Annotated in this window: 18 protein-coding genes and 2 pseudogenes; 10 read left to right on the top strand and 10 right to left on the bottom strand. The window is 71.4% G+C overall.

What is annotated here, in order from left to right; all coding sequences use genetic code 11:
• Window positions 1-318: 318 nt before the first annotated feature.
• The 7 genes and pseudogenes from ACZ4V1_RS34205 to ACZ4V1_RS34175 all read right to left on the bottom strand — a co-directional run.
• Entirely contained in the window at window positions 319-726 is a 408-nt protein-coding gene (locus ACZ4V1_RS34205) for a DUF6278 family protein (RefSeq protein ID WP_468344484.1), read from the bottom strand.
• A gap of 148 nt (window positions 727-874) precedes the next feature.
• Window positions 875-1,654: an exodeoxyribonuclease III gene (locus ACZ4V1_RS34200; RefSeq protein WP_468344481.1), complete on the bottom strand. Its 780-nt coding sequence runs from the start codon at window positions 1,652-1,654 to the stop codon at window positions 875-877.
• 130 nt (window positions 1,655-1,784) lie between these two features.
• Window positions 1,785-2,420: an MBL fold metallo-hydrolase gene (locus ACZ4V1_RS34195; protein ID WP_468344478.1), complete on the bottom strand. Its 636-nt coding sequence runs from the start codon at window positions 2,418-2,420 to the stop codon at window positions 1,785-1,787.
• A 43-nt stretch (window positions 2,421-2,463) separates the two neighbouring features.
• Entirely contained in the window at window positions 2,464-3,801 is a 1,338-nt protein-coding gene (gene pcaDC, locus ACZ4V1_RS34190; protein ID WP_468344475.1) for a bifunctional 3-oxoadipate enol-lactonase/4-carboxymuconolactone decarboxylase PcaDC, read from the bottom strand.
• 29 nt (window positions 3,802-3,830) lie between these two features.
• Window positions 3,831-4,214 (bottom strand): tyrosine-type recombinase/integrase, encoded by a 384-nt coding sequence (locus ACZ4V1_RS34185; RefSeq protein WP_468344473.1) that lies wholly within the window; start codon window positions 4,212-4,214, stop codon window positions 3,831-3,833.
• A gap of 747 nt (window positions 4,215-4,961) precedes the next feature.
• Window positions 4,962-5,858 (bottom strand): SCO4651 family lipoprotein, encoded by an 897-nt coding sequence (locus ACZ4V1_RS34180; protein WP_468344493.1) that lies wholly within the window; start codon window positions 5,856-5,858, stop codon window positions 4,962-4,964.
• Between the two features lie 513 nt (window positions 5,859-6,371).
• A pseudogene (locus ACZ4V1_RS34175) lies at window positions 6,372-6,847 on the bottom strand (IS630 family transposase); the annotation flags it as partial.
• Between the two features lie 182 nt (window positions 6,848-7,029).
• Between ACZ4V1_RS34175 and ACZ4V1_RS34170 the strand changes: the two are divergent.
• Both ACZ4V1_RS34170 and ACZ4V1_RS34165 read left to right on the top strand, forming a co-directional pair.
• On the top strand, window positions 7,030-7,599 hold the full coding sequence (locus ACZ4V1_RS34170; RefSeq protein ID WP_468344469.1) for a TetR/AcrR family transcriptional regulator: 570 nt from the start codon (window positions 7,030-7,032) through the stop codon (window positions 7,597-7,599).
• Window positions 7,596-8,231, top strand: a complete 636-nt coding sequence (locus tag ACZ4V1_RS34165) for a hypothetical protein (protein ID WP_468344466.1) — start codon at window positions 7,596-7,598, stop codon at window positions 8,229-8,231. Before ACZ4V1_RS34170 ends, ACZ4V1_RS34165 begins: the two co-directional genes overlap by 4 nt.
• A 27-nt stretch (window positions 8,232-8,258) precedes the next feature.
• On the opposite strand, the gene ACZ4V1_RS34160 is transcribed toward ACZ4V1_RS34165, so the two are convergent.
• Window positions 8,259-8,633: a hypothetical protein gene (locus ACZ4V1_RS34160; protein ID WP_468344463.1), complete on the bottom strand. Its 375-nt coding sequence runs from the start codon at window positions 8,631-8,633 to the stop codon at window positions 8,259-8,261.
• Between the two features lie 173 nt (window positions 8,634-8,806).
• Window positions 8,807-9,187: an ArsR/SmtB family transcription factor gene (locus ACZ4V1_RS34155; RefSeq protein ID WP_468344460.1), complete on the bottom strand. Its 381-nt coding sequence runs from the start codon at window positions 9,185-9,187 to the stop codon at window positions 8,807-8,809.
• A gap of 111 nt (window positions 9,188-9,298) precedes the next feature.
• Between ACZ4V1_RS34155 and ACZ4V1_RS34150 the strand changes: the two genes are divergently transcribed.
• Both ACZ4V1_RS34150 and ACZ4V1_RS34145 read left to right on the top strand, forming a co-directional pair.
• A complete protein-coding gene (locus tag ACZ4V1_RS34150; RefSeq protein ID WP_468344457.1) occupies window positions 9,299-10,561 on the top strand; it encodes an MFS transporter in 1,263 nt (420 codons plus the stop codon).
• Window positions 10,562-11,557: 996 nt separating this feature from the next.
• Window positions 11,558-12,056, top strand: a pseudogene (locus ACZ4V1_RS34145) (transposase); the annotation flags it as partial.
• Window positions 12,057-12,071: 15 nt separating this feature from the next.
• Here ACZ4V1_RS34145 and ACZ4V1_RS34140 read toward each other — a convergent pair.
• Window positions 12,072-12,719, bottom strand: coding sequence for a ScbR family autoregulator-binding transcription factor (locus tag ACZ4V1_RS34140; RefSeq protein ID WP_468344454.1), 648 nt, complete (start codon window positions 12,717-12,719; stop codon window positions 12,072-12,074).
• Between the two features lie 187 nt (window positions 12,720-12,906).
• Here ACZ4V1_RS34140 and ACZ4V1_RS34135 point away from each other — a divergent pair, with 187 nt between their 5' ends.
• From ACZ4V1_RS34135 to ACZ4V1_RS34110, 6 genes are all read left to right on the top strand, one after another.
• Window positions 12,907-13,896 carry a ScbA/BarX family gamma-butyrolactone biosynthesis protein gene (locus ACZ4V1_RS34135; protein ID WP_468344451.1) on the top strand — a complete coding sequence of 330 codons (990 nt, stop codon included), beginning with the start codon at window positions 12,907-12,909 and terminating at the stop codon, window positions 13,894-13,896.
• Window positions 13,890-15,158, top strand: a complete 1,269-nt coding sequence (locus tag ACZ4V1_RS34130; protein WP_468344448.1) for an acyl-CoA dehydrogenase family protein — start codon at window positions 13,890-13,892, stop codon at window positions 15,156-15,158. The genes ACZ4V1_RS34135 and ACZ4V1_RS34130 overlap by 7 nt, the downstream gene beginning before the upstream one ends.
• The gene (locus ACZ4V1_RS34125) at window positions 15,155-15,856 is read left to right on the top strand and encodes an HAD family hydrolase (RefSeq protein WP_468344446.1); all 702 of its coding nucleotides are present in this window, start codon (window positions 15,155-15,157) and stop codon (window positions 15,854-15,856) included. The genes ACZ4V1_RS34130 and ACZ4V1_RS34125 overlap by 4 nt, the downstream gene beginning before the upstream one ends.
• 83 nt (window positions 15,857-15,939) lie before the next feature.
• On the top strand, window positions 15,940-16,569 hold the full coding sequence (locus ACZ4V1_RS34120) for a TetR family transcriptional regulator (RefSeq protein WP_468344443.1): 630 nt from the start codon (window positions 15,940-15,942) through the stop codon (window positions 16,567-16,569).
• A 115-nt stretch (window positions 16,570-16,684) separates the two neighbouring features.
• On the top strand, window positions 16,685-17,713 hold the full coding sequence (locus tag ACZ4V1_RS34115; protein WP_468344440.1) for a LysR family transcriptional regulator: 1,029 nt from the start codon (window positions 16,685-16,687) through the stop codon (window positions 17,711-17,713).
• A 344-nt stretch (window positions 17,714-18,057) separates the two neighbouring features.
• Entirely contained in the window at window positions 18,058-19,056 is a 999-nt protein-coding gene (locus tag ACZ4V1_RS34110; RefSeq protein ID WP_468344437.1) for an NAD(P)H-dependent flavin oxidoreductase, read from the top strand.
• Window positions 19,057-19,104 lie beyond the last annotated feature (48 nt).

Here is a 19,104-nt window from a genome sequence, read left to right as displayed (position 1 = left end):
ACTCGCTACGACAAGACCCGCGAGTCCTACCAAGCCGCCGTCACCATCGCCTCAATCCTGCTCTGGATCTGACCTTTGAAGACGATCTCTAGGCCCGGTGCGCAGCTGACCTTCTTCTCGCCTGCGGACGGTCCGGCTTCGGGTCCTGTCCGCCGCGCGAGCAGTGATCTCCGGCTGCACCCCGCGTACGCCCCTGTGCGTTTGTGTGTGCTCCGACCACTGCAACGTATCGACACAAACGGCAGGTATGCCAACGACACGCACCTTCCGGGCATTAGCCCTATTTACGGCGGAAGCGGCGATCGCCGAGCCAAGGGTTCACGTTTCCGCGACTTCGCCGTAGAGCTGCGAGAGTTCGGGCACCCCGTCGGCCGCCCACGCGTGGCCGGACGCCACCACGTCGAACTCCCGGCCGGAGGCGAGCCGGACGACGGGCTGCCCGTCGGACCGGATGGACCAGACGGCACCGGGCACGGTGCGCACGATCACGGTGCCGAGGTACAGACCGGCGTCGTTGCCGAGCCAGGTGAGGATCTCCTCGTCGCTCCGCCAGCGCGGCAGCACCTGGTCGAGCTGCTCGAGCGAGACCGCGGAGTCGTCGAGCCGGACACCCTCCCGCGACGCCTGCGAGCGCAGCAGATCACACTCGGCGAGCAGCTCACCGATGCCCTCGGCGTCGTGAGCCCGGGGATCTTCGCGCCGCTTGCCCAGGAAGGGGAAGTTCATACCTCCAGACTGTCATTCGTACCGCCATGTGCACCACAGGCACGCAGGGGCCGCGCGACGGGGAGGCGAGCGGGGTGGCGGGCGAGCGGGGTGGCGGGCGAGCGGGACGGGCGGGCGAGCGGGACGGGCGGGCGAACAGGGGAGCGTCCTACACGTCCAGGTCCACCACGACCGGCGCGTGGTCCGAGGCGCCCTTGCCCTTGCGCTCCTCGCGGTCGACGTAGGAGTCGGTGACCGCCTTGGCGAAGGGCTCGTTGCCGTACACCAAGTCGATGCGCATGCCGCGGTTCTTGGGGAAGCAGAGCTGGCGGTAGTCCCAGTAGGTGAAGGGGTGGTCGTACTTCAGCGGACGCGGGACCACGTCGGACAGCCCGGCGCCGCGCAGGGAGGCGAGGGCGGCGCGCTCGGCGGGGGTGACGTGGGTGGAGTCATCGAAGGCGGCGCGGTCGTAGACGTCGTCGTCCGTCGGGGCGACGTTGTAGTCGCCCATCACCGCGAACGGGCGACCGCCGCTCGCGTCACCCTCGACGGCCGCGCGGAGCGCCTCGAGCCACTGGAGCTTGTAGGCGTAGTGGGGGTGCTCCACCTCGCGGCCGTTGGGCACGTACACCGACCAGACGCGGACCGGGCCGCAGGTGGCGGAGATCGCGCGGGGCTCCTGGACGCCGTCGTAGCCGGGGTCGCCGGGCAGGCCCTTGACCACGTCTTCCAGGCCCACACGGGAGAGCACCGCCACGCCGTTCCACCGGCCGGTGGCGTGCACCGCCGCCTCGTAGCCCTTCTCGCGCAGCTCGTCGAAGGGGAACTGCTCCTCGGCGACCTTGGCCTCCTGGAGGCACAGCACGTCGGTGCCGCTGCTCTCCAGCCAGGCGAGCAGCCTCGGCAGGCGGGCGGTGATCGAGTTCACGTTCCAGGTCGCGATGCGCATGTCCCAAACCTACCGGGCGGCACTGACAACCCGGCCGGGTCCCCGTCCCGCCCGGGCGCCGGGGTGGGCGGGGGGCCGGGACGGGCGGGGCAGACGGGCGAGCGGGCCGGTGGGCGTGCGGGACGGGCGGTCACACCCGCGCGGAGTCTCCGGGGGCCAGGCGCAGATGCTCCGAGCCGCCCAGCTCGCCGATCTGGCGGTCGTAGATCGGCCGGGCGAGGTCGGTGAGCAGCGCGTCGTGGATGTCGTACGCACGCTGCGGCTTCACCTCGCGGACGTAGTCGATGACCTCGGAGATCTTGTTCCACGGCGCCATGACGGGGAGCATCAGCGTCTCGACCGGGTGGTCGGGGACGGTGAGGGCGTCGCCGGGGTGGAAGACCTTGCCGCCGTCGACGAGGAAACCGACGTTGGTGACGCGTGGAATGTCCGGGTGGATCACCGCGTGCAGTTCACCGTGGACCTGCACGTCGAAGCCGGCGGCGGTGAAGGTGTCGCCGTGGCCGACGGTGTGCACGCGGCCCGGGAACGCCGCCGAGACCTTCTCCGCGACGGACTTCAGCGTCCAGATCTCGGCGGTCGGGTTGTTCTCCATCGCGGCGCGCAGCCGCAGCTCGTCGAAGTGGTCGGGGTGCTCGTGGGTGACGAGGACCGCGTCCGCGCCGAGGGCGGCGTCCTCCTCGCTGAACCCGCCGGGATCGAGGACCAGCGTGCGCCCGTCCTTCTCGAGGCGGACGCAGGCGTGCGACTTCTTGGTGAGCTTCATGACTCCATCCTGCCGCCGCGGGCCGGACCGCGGCGGCAGGCACTCACTCCGGCGGCGTGGTCTCCTCGCGGATGACCTGCTGCGCCACCCGGAAGGCGCCGTTCGCCGCCGGTACGCCGCAGTAGACGGCCGCCTGGAGGAGTACTTCCTTGATCTCGGCCGGGGTGAGGCCGTTGCGCAGGGCGGCCCGGATGTGCGGTGGGAGCTCCTCGAGGTGGCCGCCGGCGACGAGGGCGGTGAGGGTGACGCAGCTGCGGGTGCGCCGGTCCAGGCCCGGCCGGTTCCATACCTCGCCCCACGCGTATCGGGTCAGGAACTCCTGGAAGTCCCCCGAGAACTCGTCCGCCTGCGCCAGCGCCTGGTCGACGTGCGCGTCGCCGAGGACTTCGCGGCGCGCCTTGAGCCCCGCCTCGTATGGGTCGGGACGCCCCTGCGCCGGGACCTGCGGCGGTGCGGCGGCCGGGGCGATCTCGGCGAGGGGCGCGGTCGGCTGCGGCGGCGGGGCCATGGCCGGCTGGACGGGGGCGGCGGATACCAGGGCCGCGGGTCCCGCGTGGGCGGCGGGGACGGCGATCTGGCCGGTGGAGGCGTCGAGGCCGGTCTGCCAGGCGGTGGTGAAGTGCCGGACCAGGAGGTCGGTGACGGCCGTGGGCTGCTCGACCGGGACCAGGTGGGAGGCGCCGGGGACGACTGCGAGGCGGGCGTCCGGGATGCCGGCGACCAGGGTGCGAGCCTCGGCGGGACCGGTGACCTGGTCGTCGGAGCCGACCAGGACCAGGGTCGGGACGCCGACGTGACCGAGCTCACCGCGCACGTCGAACGCGGCGAGCGCCTCGCAGGCGGCGATGTAACAGCCGGGGTCGGTGGTCCGCACCATCTGCACGGCCCACTCGGTGATCGCGGGCTGGGCGGCGGCGAAGCCTCCGGTGAACCATCTCTCCGGCGAGCTGCGGGCGATGGGGTCGAGCCCGTTGGTGCGGACGATCACACCGCGCTGGCGGAACTCGTCGGCCGTGCCGAAACGCGGCGAGGCCGCGATCAGCGCGAGGGAGGCGAGGCGCTCGGGGTGGCGCAGGGCCAGCTCGAGGCCGACGGCGCCGCCGAAGGCGCAGCCCGCGTAGCCGAAGCGCTGCACGCCGAGTCCGTCGAGGGTGGCCAGCAGGCGCGTGGTGAGCTCGGCGACGGAACCCGCCGGGTGGCCGGGGGCGCCTCCGTGTCCGGGCAGGTCGAAACGGAAGACGCGCCACTGCTGCGCCAGCTCAGGCACCTGCCGGTCCCACATGTGCCATGTGGTACCGAGGGACGGCCCCAAGATCAGGACTGGTAGGTGTTCTGGCCCGTCAAAGCGGTATTGCAGCGTCTCGGTCTTGCCTTCGGTCACGGGTTCACACCTTCATCTGTCACGATCTTTCACACTCCCCCTGCGAGACCTCCCCACGCCTCCGCCGCCGGAAGCAGGTCCGCTACGTCTGGCTTCACGTACCACTTCTTCGTCGTCTTCACGTTCGTGTGCCCGGCCCACCTGGCGAGCAGGTGATCCGGCACACCGCTGTTGGCGAGGTACGTGAGGCAAGACGCCCGAGCATCGTACAGACGGACCCGACGAAGGCCGTTTGCGTCCATTATCTTGTCGGCCCGAGTCCGGAGCTGCCGACCGTTCAGCGCGCCCCCGAGTTCATCCACTAGCACATACCCGCCGCACTCGTACCCCTCGCCCGCGGCCAGGCGTTCCACTGCCTGCGCGGCGCGGAACGTCTTCAGCGCCTCCCGTACGAGGCCCGGCAGCGGCAACACACGCTCCCCCCGCCATGCTCTTCGTGTCCTTTTCCACCACCGTGCGGTTGCCCCTCATGGTCCGGGTGTTGGCGATGCTGAGCGTGGCGGCGTCCAGGTCGATGTCCGACCACCGCAGGCCGCAGACCTCCGCCGGACGGAGCCCCATCAGGGACAGCAGCAGCGGTGCGAACAGGCGGTCACCCTTCATCGCAGCAACGAAGGCACCCACCTCCGAGGCGTTCCATGGCTGGACAACCGCCTTGGTCCTCCGCTCCTCCTTCCGGGCCTTCAGCGGAATGTGCACCTCGCTGGCTACGTTGACAGTCACCGGACCGCGCGTGACTGCACGGTCCGGGGCGTCTTTCAACCTGGCCAGACTCATGTCACCCGAGGTGACCCCGAGACCCGTTCCGGCCTTCCCGCCTCGCGCCCGGCCTTCCTGGAAAGCCCACCGCAGCCACGCCATGACATGGTCCTCAGTGAGTTCTTGCAGCCGGACGTTCCCGAGCTTTCCGCGCGTCCGTCCGCGCGGTCTGCGAGCACGCGTTCGCACACCTGAAGAACTGACGCATCATCACCAAGCTTCGGCTGTCGGCCCGTTACGTGACGACGCTGCTGCGGACGCTGCTCGTGCTGGCCAACACCGAAGTCGCATGCCGACAGACGATCTTGAGAGCAGGCAACCGTCCGCCACCAGTACGAGTACGAGATCGCTGACTCACACCAGTCCCGATGACCTGCGTTTTGCAGTCGGAGGAGAGTGAATCAGCCCTGCAGGTTCTTGGACAGTTGTGCCGCGTCCAGCACCTCGTTCGCCGGAGGCGTGGCGACCTTGGGGGCGTTGCCGTAGGCGGAGTAGGTGGTCTGGATGCCGGCCTTGTAGGGCAGGCCGGGGTCGCTCACGCGGACCTGGACCAGGTGGTTCTGGTCGTCGATCCAGAAGTCGTAGGTGGCCGACTTCTGGTCCGTGGCCTCGGCGACCTCTTTCTGCTGGGCGGCGGTGAGGCCGGGGAGGGCGGCGGACCAGGCGTCGGTCTTGATGAGGCTTTGGATGTGGACCATGTTCGTGCCGCCGACTGTCTCCTTGCCCACCTTGGTGAGGCGGCCTGCCTTCGCGTTGGCGGTGAGCTGGGCGACAGGGTTGATGAACATGCGCATCTGGGTCATGGCGGCCGGGCTCGGCACTGAGAGGTCCGTCTTGCCCATGGTCGCGGAGGTGGTGGAGTCGTACTTCAGCCACTTCTTACCGCCGCCGTTTTCGGTGATCTTGTCGCCGCCGAAGTACATCGCCCCGCCGACGTGCAGCGTGATCTCCTCTCGGCTGCCGTTGTTCATGGACATCTGGAACACTTCGGGCGACTTCCAGGTGTACGACCCGCTGCCGTCGTTCCCGGAAGACGCTCCGCTGCCGCCTCCTGCGGGGGAGCGACAGTCGATGTGGCCATACGGGCGCTGCCCGCCTGGGTCATGGCGTCGGCCGCAGCCTCCAGTGCGTCCTTGGGGTCCAGGTCGGCGGCCTTTTCCGGGACTGGCGAACCTCCGCCCGACGACCCCCCGCAGGCCGACAGGCCGACCGCCAGCAGGGCCGAGACCGTGGCAGCGGCGGCAATACGCCAGGTGGTACGCATGAACAGTTCCCTCGTCTTGTCGAACCGTAGACATCTCAACCGGGCTGATATTGGCAGGCCTTGCGGACTTCCGTATGAAGATCCACAAGACTTTTGCGTGCCCTGCTCGTCTTGACCAACACCGAGATCGCACGCTGACAGACGATCTTGGCGCCAGGCGACCCTACCCGACCGGCACGAGTACAGGACCCTCCGCCCAGACCAGCCCCACGACCAGCAACTTCAGGTTGAACATCGCTCAATCGTCCATCTCCAGCAGACCTGACTTTCGCAGTTCGCCGAGAAGTATCGCGTGCAGGCGGGGCCAGACCCCGGCCTCAGTCCAGTCCCGCAAACGGCGCCAGCCACCGGTCACCCCCGAGCAGCCCACTATCCGGAGCAGGAACGTCCCACCAGGCCACGCCCTTACGGAGCACCTAGACGATTCCGGCCGGCGCGACCCGATCAGCCACTCGACGCCGACCGGGGTGCCGGTACCTGCGCTCGGGATGCGACGGAAGCAGCGGAGCTAGTGCTGTGACCGGATACGTTTGCCGGGATGCGGATGTCAGGCCGCTGCGTCGTTGATGGGGCGACCTCCCCAGCGGATGCCTTTCTCACTGCGGATGCGGGCTCGTTCGCGACGTTGAGCGGTGAGCACGTCGGGGTGGCGGGCGTTGGCGTTGCGCCAGCGCAGGTAGGCGTGCAGCGCTCGGGTCTGCGCGGTGTGGTTCGGGTGCTGCGAGTTGGCCAGGGTGAACTGCCGCAACGGCCCGAAGTGGGCTCCGGGCGGGCCGCTCTGATCGACTTCAGCGCGGTGAGGGTGTTGGCCGTGCCTTTCCGTTGGTGGTTGATGCCCCAGAGCGTGTCGTCGCCGATGGAGTAGCAGCCGTGGAAGTAGGTGACACCGTGGGTGCGGTGATAGGTCGCCGCCACCCGATCCGGTCGACCTTGCTCAGCCCAGCAGGCACCGCCGGTTGGCCGGATCCCAAGCGGGCCGAACTCGTCGAACGCGAACGTGCGGTCCGGAAAGTGTTCAAGCACGTTCCACGGATCGACGAGGTCCCCACCATCGAACCGGTGATGGCCCGTCACCACCTGGCGACACCCCGGTGAACCATTCCGGTCACCTCGGTACGGGCTCGTTCACAACAGCGCTGTTACACGCGTGTCGTACCCAACGATGTCGCGTTGACAATGACTGACCAGTCAGTCATTGTCACGGCATGGCGAAGGCAGTTGATCGGGTTCGGCGGCGGGAGGACATCCTGGGTGCGGCGGTGCGAGTGTTCGCGCGCAAGGGGTTCGCCACCTCGCGCGTGGAGGATGTCGCGGCCGAGGCGGGCATCGCCAAGGGCAGCGTCTACCTCTACTTCGACAGCCGCGACGCCCTGCTGGCGGGCGTGTTCGAAAGCTACCGGGCCCGCTCGGACGCGGTGCTGGCGACAGTGGGAGAAGGGCCGGCGCTGGAGCGTCTGGCGCGACTGGTGGGTGGGGTGGTCGACATGCTCGCCGCGCACCGCGAGCATGCCCGCGTCTTGCTGGATGTGTGGGCGTCGGCGCCATCGCTGGACATGGCCGCGTTCTACCGCCAGTACCGAGAGGCGATCTCGGAGTTGCTGCGCCAGGCGCGGGCCGAGGGCGAATCGCGGCCCGACGTCAGCGAACACCACGCCACGCTGATCGTCGCCGCGGTCGAGGGCTGCCTGCTGCAATGGCTGGCCGACGATCGGGTGCCCCTCACCGAACTGGCGGCACCGATCATCGAGCTGACCGTTGAGGGGATCCGCGCGTGAATCTCGTCGACCGTGCCATCGCCCCCGGCGCGACCCGGCAGGAAGCCCTGGCCGGGTTCGGAGCCGCCCTCGCCGGCGCCGGGCTCGCCCTGTCGCTCGCGCTGGACGCACACCTGCCCGCGCTGTCCGTGGCCGTCGTGGCGGTGGTGGCCTTCGACCTGTTCGGTGGGGCGGTCGTCAACGCCACCGACGCGGCGAAGCGGTGGTACCACAGACCGGGGCGCACCGCCCGGCACCACCTGACCTTCGTCGCGCTGCATATCCAGCCCTACCTGCTGGCTTGGACGGTGCCCGGGGTCACCTGGACCGCCGCCGCCGCGATCCACGGTGCAGCCCTGGCAGGAGCCGTATTGGTGACCGTCGCTCCGGCACCAGCGCGGAGGCCGGTCGCCTTCGCCGTCACCGCGTTCGCCCTGACGTTGACCACCAGCGTAGTCACCCTCCCGCCCGAACTCGGTTGGTTCGCCCCGCTGCTGCTCGTCAAACTCCTGCTGGCTCACCTACTTCCGGAAGTGCCCTCCCGGTGCCCCAACACCTCCACGTCGGGCTGCGATCCCGACTGCCACAACCAACGCGCCGAGAGTTGCTGGCCGCCTGACCACCCCGGCAAACCTTCCCGGTCACAGCACTAGACAGCCGTTCGCGCAGGGTGGGGTCGGCTATGACCAGGACGGGCTTGAGCTGTTGATCGCCTGGGTGCGGTCCTTGACCGTGGAGTCCTTGGCGAGCTTGAAGATCCGGGGGAGCTCGACACCAACGCCCTCCACCCCGACGTCCTGACCGCCGAGCGCTTCAGACTGCCGCTCCGAGCGATCGGGCCGGTTCACTTCAAAGGCCCGGACATGCTGGGCCGGCAGGTAGCGGGACAGGCCCGCGCCGAAGGTACCGGTGCCCCCCGCACCGGCCCGGCGGTAGGTGCTCCGGCGTTCGTGCCGAAGGAGCAGGACGAGGGTGACCTGATCACCACGCCCGCCCGCCCGCCCTGGCCGCAGCACGTGCCTCGCCTCCAGCTCGACGACCATCGCCGTGCGCACGGCAGCCGGATCCACCGCGGCAGGCCGCGCCGCACCCGGCGGGGCACGGCCGCCAGCTCCTCGGTGTCGTTCGCCGCCCAGGCGGCCGACAGGCCGAGCGTCACCCAGGCGGACGGCTTTTCACCGCTCGATGAATTGCCCACGCCGGTCATTCCGCTACGGCGGCACCGCCGTCACGCCTGCGGGGTCCAGGCCGCCACCAGGTCGAGGAGGCCGGGGAACCGGGCATTGAGGTCGTCGACCCGGACCTGGCTTCGGCGCTCGAGCCCGTACTGGCGCTGACGCGTGATCCCCGCCTCGCGCAGCGCCTTGAAGTGGTGGGTGAGCGACGACTTGGGGCGGTCGAAGCCGAACCAGCCGCAGGAGTGGTCGAAGTTCTCCGACTCCAGGAGGAGTTTGCGGACGATCGTCAGCCGCAAGGGGTCGCTGAGCGCACCGAGCACAGTCTCCAGGCGCAGCTCGCCCACCCCCGGCTCCGGCAGGGGTTCCGGCAGGTCGGGCGGCTCGGGGAACACCTTGACGGCGGGCGCGGCGGCGGCCGTGGTCGCGGGCATAGGCAACTCCTCATAACGGCATTCCTATGTACGACTTCGATCGTACTGCATGCTAAGTTCGACTCGACTCGTACTGCTGGAAGCCGGCAGGGAAGATCGGGAGGAACAGTCATGTCCGAGACCCGGACCGCAACCGACCAGGCCATCGACGGGAGGCGACGTACAGACAGCGCGGACGCCGGCGGGCGCTCCGTCACGCCGCTGTGGTGGGTGTGGCTGGCCGCATGGCCGGTGACGGCCGTGTTCGTGCTCTCCAACGCGGCGACGCCGCTGTACGTGCTGTGGCAGCGCGACATCGGCTTCTCCAAGGGCACGCTGACCGTGGTGTTCGCCTTCTACATCGTCGGCCTCATCGGCTCGCTGCTGGTCTCCGGCGTGGTCTCCGACCGGGTCGGCCGCAAGCCCGTCCTGCTGCCCGCCCTGGCGCTCGCCCTCGCCGCGTGCGCGATCTTCGCGACCGCCACCAGTGTGGCCGCGCTGATCGCGGCCCGGCTGTTCACCGGGATCGCGGTCGGCGCCGTCGTCTCGGCCGGCATGGCCGCCGTGACGGACGTCGCCGGGCCCGAGCGCAAGCGGATCGCCGCCCTGCTCGCCTCCTGCGCGATGGTCTTCGGCGCGGGGCTCGGCCCGCTGCTCGCCGGCGTGCTCTCCGAGACGGTGCCCGGACCGACCGTCACCGTCTTCGTCGTCGAGGCCGCGCTCCTGATCACCGCGGCGCTCTGCGTGCTGCGGATGCCGGTGCGCCGTCCCGAGGTGCGCGCCAAGGGCGCCTGGGTGCGGGTGCCGGGCGTGCCGCACGGCAACGGCCGTCAACTCGCCCTTGGCATCGCGGTGTTCGCGCCCGGCATCACCGCCACGTCCTTCGTGCTCTCGCTCGGCCCCTCGCTGCTGTCCGGCCTGCTCGACACCACCAACCGGATCGTCGCCGGCGCCATGGCGTTCGTGATGTTCCTCGCCGCCACCGGGGTGCAGTTCGCCGTCCAGCGGCTGCGCCGCCGCACCATCCTCACGGCCGGCGCGGTGAGCACCACGCTCAGCATGATCACGCTGGTGATCGCCGTGCACACCTCGGCGGTGGCGGTGCTCATCCTCTCCGCCCTACTGGCCGGCGCCGGCCAGGGCATGGGCCAGCTCGGCGGACTGTCGCTGCTCAACTCCAGCATCCCGCCGCAGCGCCTGGCCGAGGCCAACGCCGCGCTGAACGTGGGCGGTTACATCCCGGCCGGTGTGCTGCCGGTGTCCGCCGGCTACCTCAGCGACGCCGTGGGCCTGACCAACGGCGCCACGATCTTCGGCGTGGTCCTGATGGGCGTCGCCGTGATCGGCGGGCTGGTGGTCCTGGCCACCAAGCGCCAGGTGACGGACCCGGCCTGACCGGGGCCCGCCCGACGGGGCTGCCGTGGACGGCCTGCTCCTGGGGAGCGGTGCACCGCTGGACGGCGGCGGTGCACCGCTCCCCTGGCACACGCCGTCCACGGCGCCCCACACCCCCGACTGCCCGGGCCGGCGCACCTGCCGGCCCGCGGCGCACAGCGCCCGGCCCGTTCCTCGCGCCGGGCCGGGCCGTGCCGTATCGCTCGCCGGGCGACCCCTTCCTGGAGTCGGCCGCCCCGGGCCACGCGCGAACACGCCAGCCGACCCACCTCTCGCGCCGACCGACCCGGGCCCCGCAGGGAGCGCCACGGGCCACGCGTCGCACACGCCAGCCGACCCACATCTCTCGTCAGGCACCCTGTACCCGCTCGGCCGCCCCGGACCGAGTCTCGCAAGCGCCGACCGCCCGGGAACCCGCGCCCGTCGCCCCGGACCACGGACCGGACGCGTCAGCCGACCCCCACCCCGGGCACCCCGCACCCGCCCCGGGCGCCCCGGGCCGAGCCCCGCGAGCGCCCGCCGGCCCGGAACCCCACGCCGGGCGCCCCACCGCCGGGGGCGGGCGTCCCGGACCGCCCCATGCGAGCGCCGGACGCCCCGGACGGACCCACGCAGGCGTCGACCGACCCCCGGCGCCCCGCCCCCCGAGGGCCGTGCCTGGCAGCAACCCATCCCAGGCCACAGAAGAACTCCCACAGTTATCTTCTTCGCGGTCCTGCAAGAGGACCGCTGGCCTCCGGGCCCGGCATGACTGGTCCCCCCTGTCGAATGATGAGGAGCTGCGAGCCCTCGGGTATCGCTGAGTAGGGCCATGCTGGCGGAGTCGTCCGGATGTACGGAGTACGTCGAACGACCGGAGGGACCATGGTCTGGCATTGGGCGGGAACCGACATCGGCAAGGCTCATCACCACACGGTTGTCCTGGACAGCTAGGGCGAGGTGCTGTTGTCGCGGAGCGTGGTCAACGACGAGCCGGAACTGCTTGAACTCCGAATCCCGTCGCCGGCCCGCTCGCTCGGCGCCGTCCACGAACAACGCCGGGCCACAGAAGCCCAGATCAGCACCCTGCTGGAGGCGCACCCTCTTTCCCAGGTCCTGACGTCGCTGCCCGGCGTCGGCGTCAGGAACGCCGCCACCACCCTGCTGGGCACCGTCGGCGACGGCACCGGCTTCCCCACCGCCGCCCACCTCGCCTCCTACGCCGGACCCGCCCCGACCACGAAGTCGTCCGGGACCTCGATCCACGGCGAACACGCGCCACGCGCCACGCGGCGGCAACCGCGTCCTGAAACGCGCGATGTTCCTGTCCGCGTTCGCCGCCCTGCACGACCCGGCCTCCCGCACCTACTCCGACAAGTGCCGGGCCCGAGGGAAAACACATACACAGGCACTTCTCCGCCTGGCCCGGCAGCGGATCAACGTGCTGTTCGCGATGCTCCGCAACGGCACCTTCTACGGAACCCGAACACCACGCCTCGCGAGACCAAAGACATAGAGGCACCCCCGCGCGTCAGTCGGCCCGGATCGACCGGAAGAGCAGGTCGCTCAGGTCTCGCCAGCGTTCCACCACGTCCGCGCGTCCGCTGAGGACGTCGGAGACGTGCTGGGAGCCGAAGAACGCGGAGACCAACGAGCGTGCGGCCCGGCCGGGTTCGACCCCGGCACGCAGCTCGCCGGCCTCCTGGGCGGAGGTGAGCAGGGACTCCAGCAGGGAGACCCAGTCGACGTAGGGGGTGGGCAACTCGGCTTCGATCTGCGGGCGTTCCAGCTGCAACCGGGCACCGGCCTGCACGATCACGTCGTCCTGGAACGCGGTGGCCGCGCACTCGAGCATGCGCGCGGCGGTGTCCAGCGGTCCCCGACCCTCCCTGGTGACCTCGTCGAGCATTTTCGGCCAACGCCCGTAGTGCTCCTCCACGATCGCCACGGCCAGGGCTTCCTTGGTCGGGTAGTGGAAGTACACGGCGCCCTTGGTCATCTCGACGCGGTCCGCCACGTCCTTGACCGACGCATGGCGGAAGCCGCGCTCGGTGAACAGCTCCGCGGCCCCGGTCAGGACCCGCAGACGCGTGCGGGCGGAGCGCTCCTGTTTGGGTGCGGACCCCCTTCTGACCGTGGGTCTCGGCTGGGTGAACACGGTGGCTTGCGGCTCTGTCATGAGCGACGGTCCCCTGTCCTTCGGCATGCTCGCGCATGCGGAGTGCGGCTCTGTGCGGTGACGAAAAATGATCTCCCAATATACCTTCCCGAAGGTATATTTCTTCGAAGTCGCCACGTGCTGCGCCGGGACGATACCGACGCTTCGAAGTCACGGCGGCCAGGGGAGGAGTCTACGCGTGTACGTCATGCCTGAGCTCGAGCTGCGCACCGACCGACCGGGGCCTGAGCTCCACTGGGGAAGGCTGAACTTCGACCACCGGGTTCCGCGTGAGTCCGTCCACAAGGCGGCCGAGGCGGAAGTGTTCCTGACGGACGCCGAGCGGCTCGGCGACGAACGCTTCGCGGTCGCCGCCGCGTGGCGCCGGGACCACTACCTCGGCCACGAGGACGGCCCGGCGGCCGACCCGGTCCTGCTCGCGGAGACCGCGCGGCAGACCGCGATCCACCTGTCCCACCGTTTCCTCGACGTCCCGCACGGGATGCCGTTCGTACTGAGCGCCCTCACCGTCGACCTGACCGAGGCCCTGCCGCCGCTGGGCCCGGGACACCTCACCCTCGGACTCGACGTCGTCTGCCGCCCGCCCGCCGAGGGCGCGCGGCGCCTGCGACTGGAACTGCAGGCCGACGTCCTGGTGCAACACCGCCGCGCCGGACGGGTACGGGTGCACTGGGAACCGATGGAGCCCCGCCGCTACGCCCTGCTGCGGCATCGCGTCGAGCGCGGCCCGGAAGCGCGGGAGCCTCGTCCGGCGCCGCCGCGCGTGCCGCTGCCGCCGGCCCGTGTCGGCCGGCTCACCGAGCGGGACGTGCTCATCGAGACCGACCCGCTGCGGGCGAACGGCTGGTGGCTGCGGCTCGACCAGGAGCACCCCGTGCTCTTCGACCACGAGTCGGATCACGTCCCGGGCATGGCGTTCGTGGAGGCGTTCCGGCAGGCGAGCCAGGTCGCCGCGGCCGACGGTGAGCCGGGCGCCGGCGCGTTGACCCTGCTCGACGTGCGGTTCACGGCGTTCGGCGAACTCGACGCGCCGGTGGCGATCACCGCGGAACCGGCCGAACGCGGCGGGCGTTCCTTCACCGTCCACGCCCACCAGGGCGACCGCGAACTCGCCCGGGCCACGGTCCGCCGCGGCATGGCGGAGCCCGCCCTGACCCGGCTGGGCACGGCATGCTGAGCGAGCGCCCCGGCATACGGCGCGATGACGCGCCCAGGGGCGAGGAGGTCGCGCGCACGGGCGAGGAGGTCTCCCTCATGGGTGAGCGGATACCCGGCGGCGGGAGCGAGCGCAGCGGGCGCCACGACGGAAGCAGCAGGCGCCACGACGGAAGCAGCCGCCACCGTCCGGACGGACGGGACGCGCTCGGCCCGCTCCTCGAGATGGCCGAACGGGACGCTCCCGCCGCCGACGAGCGGCGCAGGCTCGACGCGCGGGTCGCCGCCGCCGTCGTCGACGCGGGGTTCGCGCGCCACTTCGTACCGGCCGAGTGGGGCGGGGCGGCCGGGAGCTTCGCCCGGCTGATCGCCGACGCCTCGGCTGTCGCGGAGGCCTGCGCCGCCACCGGATGGTGTGCCGCCCTGTACGCGGCACACGGCCGGCTCGCCGCGTATCTGCCCGAACGGGGACAGCGCGAGGTGTGGACTCAGGGCCCGGACGTCCGTATCGCCGCGTCGGTCGTGCCGCCGCAGGGCAGCGCCACGGCCGTGCCCGGCGGCTGGCGGCTCGACGGGGAGTGGCGGACGGCCAGCGGCGTCGACCACGCGGAGTGGGTGCTGCTTGCGTCCTGGACGCCGGGGTCCGACGGCGCCCGCGAGCACCGGGTCCTCGCCGTGCCGCGCGCGGAGTTGACCGTCCGGGACACCTGGGACTCCGTCGGGTTGCGGGGAACCGGCAGCAACAGCGTGACCGGTGAAGGGATCACCGTTCCCGCCCATCGGTCGTTCACCCTGGGCGCGTTGCTGCGTCCGCTGCCCGGCGCCGCCCGCTGCCACCGCGTCCCGTACCCGATGGTCGCCGCGCCGATCTTCGCGGCGCCGGTACTGGGGGCGGCCCGGGCGGCGGTGCGGGCCTGGACGGCCGAGTGCGTGCGGCCCGAGGCGCGCAGGCCCGGCCAGGACCTGCTGCTGGCGTCGGCGTCCGCGCGCGTCCACGCGGCGGGCCTGCTGCTCGCGGGCACTGCCGAGCGCGCCGACCAGGGGGAGAGCACGCCGCTCACGGTGGCCGAGAACCGCCGGGACGCGGCGACGGCGGCCGCCTGGTGCCGCGAGGCGGTGAACGACCTGTTCCATGCGTCGGGCATGCGCGGGCAGGCGCCGCACAGCCGGGTGCAGCGGGCCTGGCGGGACGTCACGACGGCCGCGTCGCACGGGGCGCTCGGCCTCGACGCGGCGGCCGGCGCGTATGCGGACGCGGCCCTGGCGGGCGGGGACGGGCGATGACGACGGTGGCCACGAGGACGCGCCCGGCGCTCGCCTTCTTCGATGTCGACGAGACGGTGATCGCCGCCAAAAGCATGATCGCCTTCTGGGACCACTGGATGCGCCGGCATCCGGCCGGGTCCGCCGCCCAGGCGCCCTGGCCGGATGCCGGTGCGGCGGCGCCCGTCGACCGCGCGGAGCTGAACCGCCGGCACTACCGGCGTTACGCGGGTGTGCCCCTGGCCACCCTGCAGGCCGCGGGCCGACTCTGGTACGACGGCTACCGGCGTGGTGAGGCGGCCTTCGTGCGGCCCGTCGTCGACGCCGTCGCCGCGCACCGGGCCGCCGGTTGCGAGGTGGTGCTGGTCTCGGGCTCGATGCGTCCGCTGCTGACCCCGCTGGCCCGGGACATGGGGGCCTCGACGATCCTGTGCACCGAGCTGGTGGTGGGCGCCGACGGCGTGCTGACCGGGGAGGTGCACCGCCCGATGATCGGGGACGCCAAGGCCGAGGCCGCGGTCGGTCTCATGCGGGAGCGCGGTGTGGACCCCGGTGAGTGCTTCGCGTACGGCGACCACGAGAGTGACCTCGCCCTGCTGCGCTCGGTGGGCAAGCCGGTGGTGGTGGGCGGTTCGCCCCTGCTGAACGAGGCCGCACAGCGCTTCGGATGGCCGGTGGCGCCCGCCCGACCGGGGCCGTTGCGGGCGGAGAGCGCGTGAGCCGTTCAGGGGGCCGGAACGCGACGAGAGCATTCCGCCGCGATGGTATGCATGTGCTCTCTTTCACGATGGAGGGCACGAACATGGCCACACAGGAACGGGCACGGCGAACCAGGGAGAAGGTGCTGACGGCCGCGGCCGAGGTGTTCGCCGCGCAGGGCTACGACAGGGCGACGCTCACGGCGGTGGCCGAGCGGATCGGCATGACGAAGGGGGCGCTCTACGGGCACTTCCCCTCCAAGCGGTCGCTGGCCGGCGCTCTGATCGACGACTCCCGGCAGGCGTGGACGAGTCTGCGTACCGAGCACGACGCTCCGGGCGCCCACGCCGGGGAGGTCCTCGAACGTGTCGTCCTGGGGTTCGCCGGGCGGCTGCAGACGGATGTGCGGCTGCGGGCGACGGTCCGGCTCGCGGCCGACTGCCCGTCGCTGGCCCGGGCGCTGTGCGACGTCCTCGTGGAGGTGCGCGGCGCACTGACGGAGCTGGTCCGCCGGGCCCAGCGCGACAGCGGCTTCCCCGCCTATCCGCCGCGGCTCGTGGCGCACCTGCTGATGATCGTCATGTACGGGCTGCTCCAGGCGCCCGCCGGGTGCGCCGGCGACCACGGCACACCCGGCGGGGAGCCGCTGTGGCGGCTGCTGTTCACCGCCCTGTCGGGTGTGGAGGTGCCGTCCGCCGTACGCGGAGAGGGCGGGGTCGTTTCGGGCCCGTAAAAAATACCTTCGAGAACGAATTCTTCTGTCATGCTGCATCGGGACCCGGCGGGCGCCGGGTCGGGTGGGCGCATCCCTGCACGGGGCAGGGATGGCAACGTTTAGGAGGAAGCGGATGAGCGTGCTGGACGAGTGGACGGGTCGGCGCGCAACCGGGCGCGCGGACCTCGGCACACCAGGACCGGATCAGACGGACGACGTCGTGCTGCGCGCGGTGTCCGACGCGCGTGACGTCGACGACTTCGACATGCGCCACCTTCGGTATTTCCTGACCGTGGTACGCGCCGGAACCGTGTCGGCCGCGGCCCAGCAACTCCGGATTTCACAGCCGAGCCTGAGTCAGCAAATTCGACGACTGGAACAACGGGTCGGCGCGGCACTGTTCATACGCAGTTCGCGAGGAGTTGAACTCACGAGCGGCGGCCGGGCCTTTCTCAGGGAAATCCAGGGAATTCCGGGCCAGCTGCGCTCTGCCATCGCCGCGGCCGCTCCGGCCCCGCGGATCTGGTCCGTGGGAGTGTGCGGCGGCGTGCCGGCGGACGTCCTCATCAAAGTGCAGAACGCGCTGTCCGGCAGGCGCCCGGACAACGGCCGCGCCGTGGAGGCGAGCCTTCGGATGCGTTCGGCGGAGGCCGCGGACCAGGGGGAACTGCTGCACCACGGCGAGATCGCCTTCGGCATCGTGCGCCTGCCGATCCCGATGCCGCACGTGGTGCGCGCCGTGGTCCGCGACGAACCGCTCGGCGTCGTCATGGCGCGGGAGCACCCGCTCGCCGCACGCACCGACCTGACCTTCGGCGACCTCGCCCGGCAGCGCCTGCTGTGGTACGAGGAGGGCTGCGCGCCGGGCTTCGCCCAGAGCGTGCCGGCGCAGCTGGCCCGGCTGGGCTGGAACGCGGTACTGCATCCGCTCAACCAGGACCAGGACGCGCTGTTCGTGCACGCCCTGCAGACGACCGGGGACCTGGTGGCGCTGCGCCCGCACCGCGCGGTGGAGCGGGAGCCGCACCTGGTCTGGCGGCCCCTGCCCACGACCGGGCCGCCGCGTGAGCGCCTGGCCGTCATCACCGTCAGCGGCGGCCGCACCGCCCGCGTCCTGCGCGAGGTCTCGGCGCGGTGCGGCTGGACGTTCCTGACCGAATAGCCCCCGCTGCCCCTGTAGGCGTGTGCTCCCGGCCTCCCCCCGGCCGGGAGCACACGCCTTTTCTGTTTCCGCCGACTACGGGCGGAGGATTTGGAAGCGATGATTCCGCGGTATAGGCGTCCACTTATGGCTGGCACGCGGATTGCGTCTTGGACGGCTGCGGGAGTTGGCGGATAGCCTCCTGAACGTAAAACAGCGCGGGTCTCTTCCGAAGCGGTTCCCCTCCCCCGGGACATCCCCGCCTGTTTCTCGCCCGGAATTCAATGTGGAATTCACCGGCGCTTCTTTTCCTCCTCGGCCCGTCGGGCCGTGTCATGCCATCGAACCCGGACCAAGGGAGCATCGTGATCTCGACCAAGCTGACCGAGCTGCTGGGCATCGACCATCCGGTCGTCTGCGCCCCGATGGGTTCGGTGTCCGGCGGACGGCTCGCCGGCGCCGTGACCCGGGCGGGCGGCCTGGGCCTCGTCGGCGTCAGCTACGGCGACCCGGCGTTCATCGACGAGCACGTGGCCCAGGCAGCCGAGAACGGCGGTGTCTGGGGCGTCGGCTGCGTCATGTTCACCTTCGACGAGCGGCCCGGTCTGTGGGACAAGGTGCTCGGCTACGCCCCGCCGGTCATCGCCCTCTCCTTCGGTGACGCGGCGCAGGTCCACCAGTACGTGGCATCCGCGGCCGACACCGGCGCCCATGTCGTCGTCCAGGTGCACGACCCCGAGCAGGCCGCCGTCGCCGTACAGGCCGGGGCATCGGTGCTCGTGGCGCAGGGCGCGGAGGCCGGCGGGCACCACGCGTCGCTGGCCACCCTGCCCCTCGTCCCGGCCGTGCTCGATGTCGCCCAGGGACAGGTGCCGGTGGTCGCGGCCGGCGGGTTCGCCGACGGCCGCGGGCTCGCCGCCGCCCTCGCGCTGGGCGCCGACGGCGTGATGATGGGCACCCGGTTCGCCGCAACCGAGGAGTCGCTGGCCACCGCCGGATTCAAGTCCCGGCTGGTCTCCGCGCGGACCGCGGACACCGTCAACACCCGCGCGTTCGACGTCGTGCGCGGCATCCCGTGGGACGAGGCCTACCAGGCCCGCTCCGTGAGCAACGACTTCACCCGCGCCTGGACCGGGCGGGACGCCGAGCTCGCCGCCCGGCGCGCCACGGTGGAGCCCGAGTGGACCGCCGCCGTCGCCCGCGACGACACCAGCCGGCGCGCCATGTTCGCCGGCGAGATCCTCGACCTGATCGAGGACATCCAGCCCGCCGCCCAAGTGCTCCAGGGCGTCGTGGCCGACGCCGAGGCCATCCTCACCTCCCTCGCCCGGCGCACCGGCCGCCCCGGCTCCCCAGCGGCCTGACCCGCCGCCTTCCGTCCCGACCACCCCCACCACCACACACGGAGGTCC

The organism is Streptomyces sp. NPDC028991 (assembly GCF_055564775.1).
The sequence above is the reverse complement of the archived record's forward strand: the minus strand, read 5'-3'. Positions and strand labels throughout refer to the sequence as shown.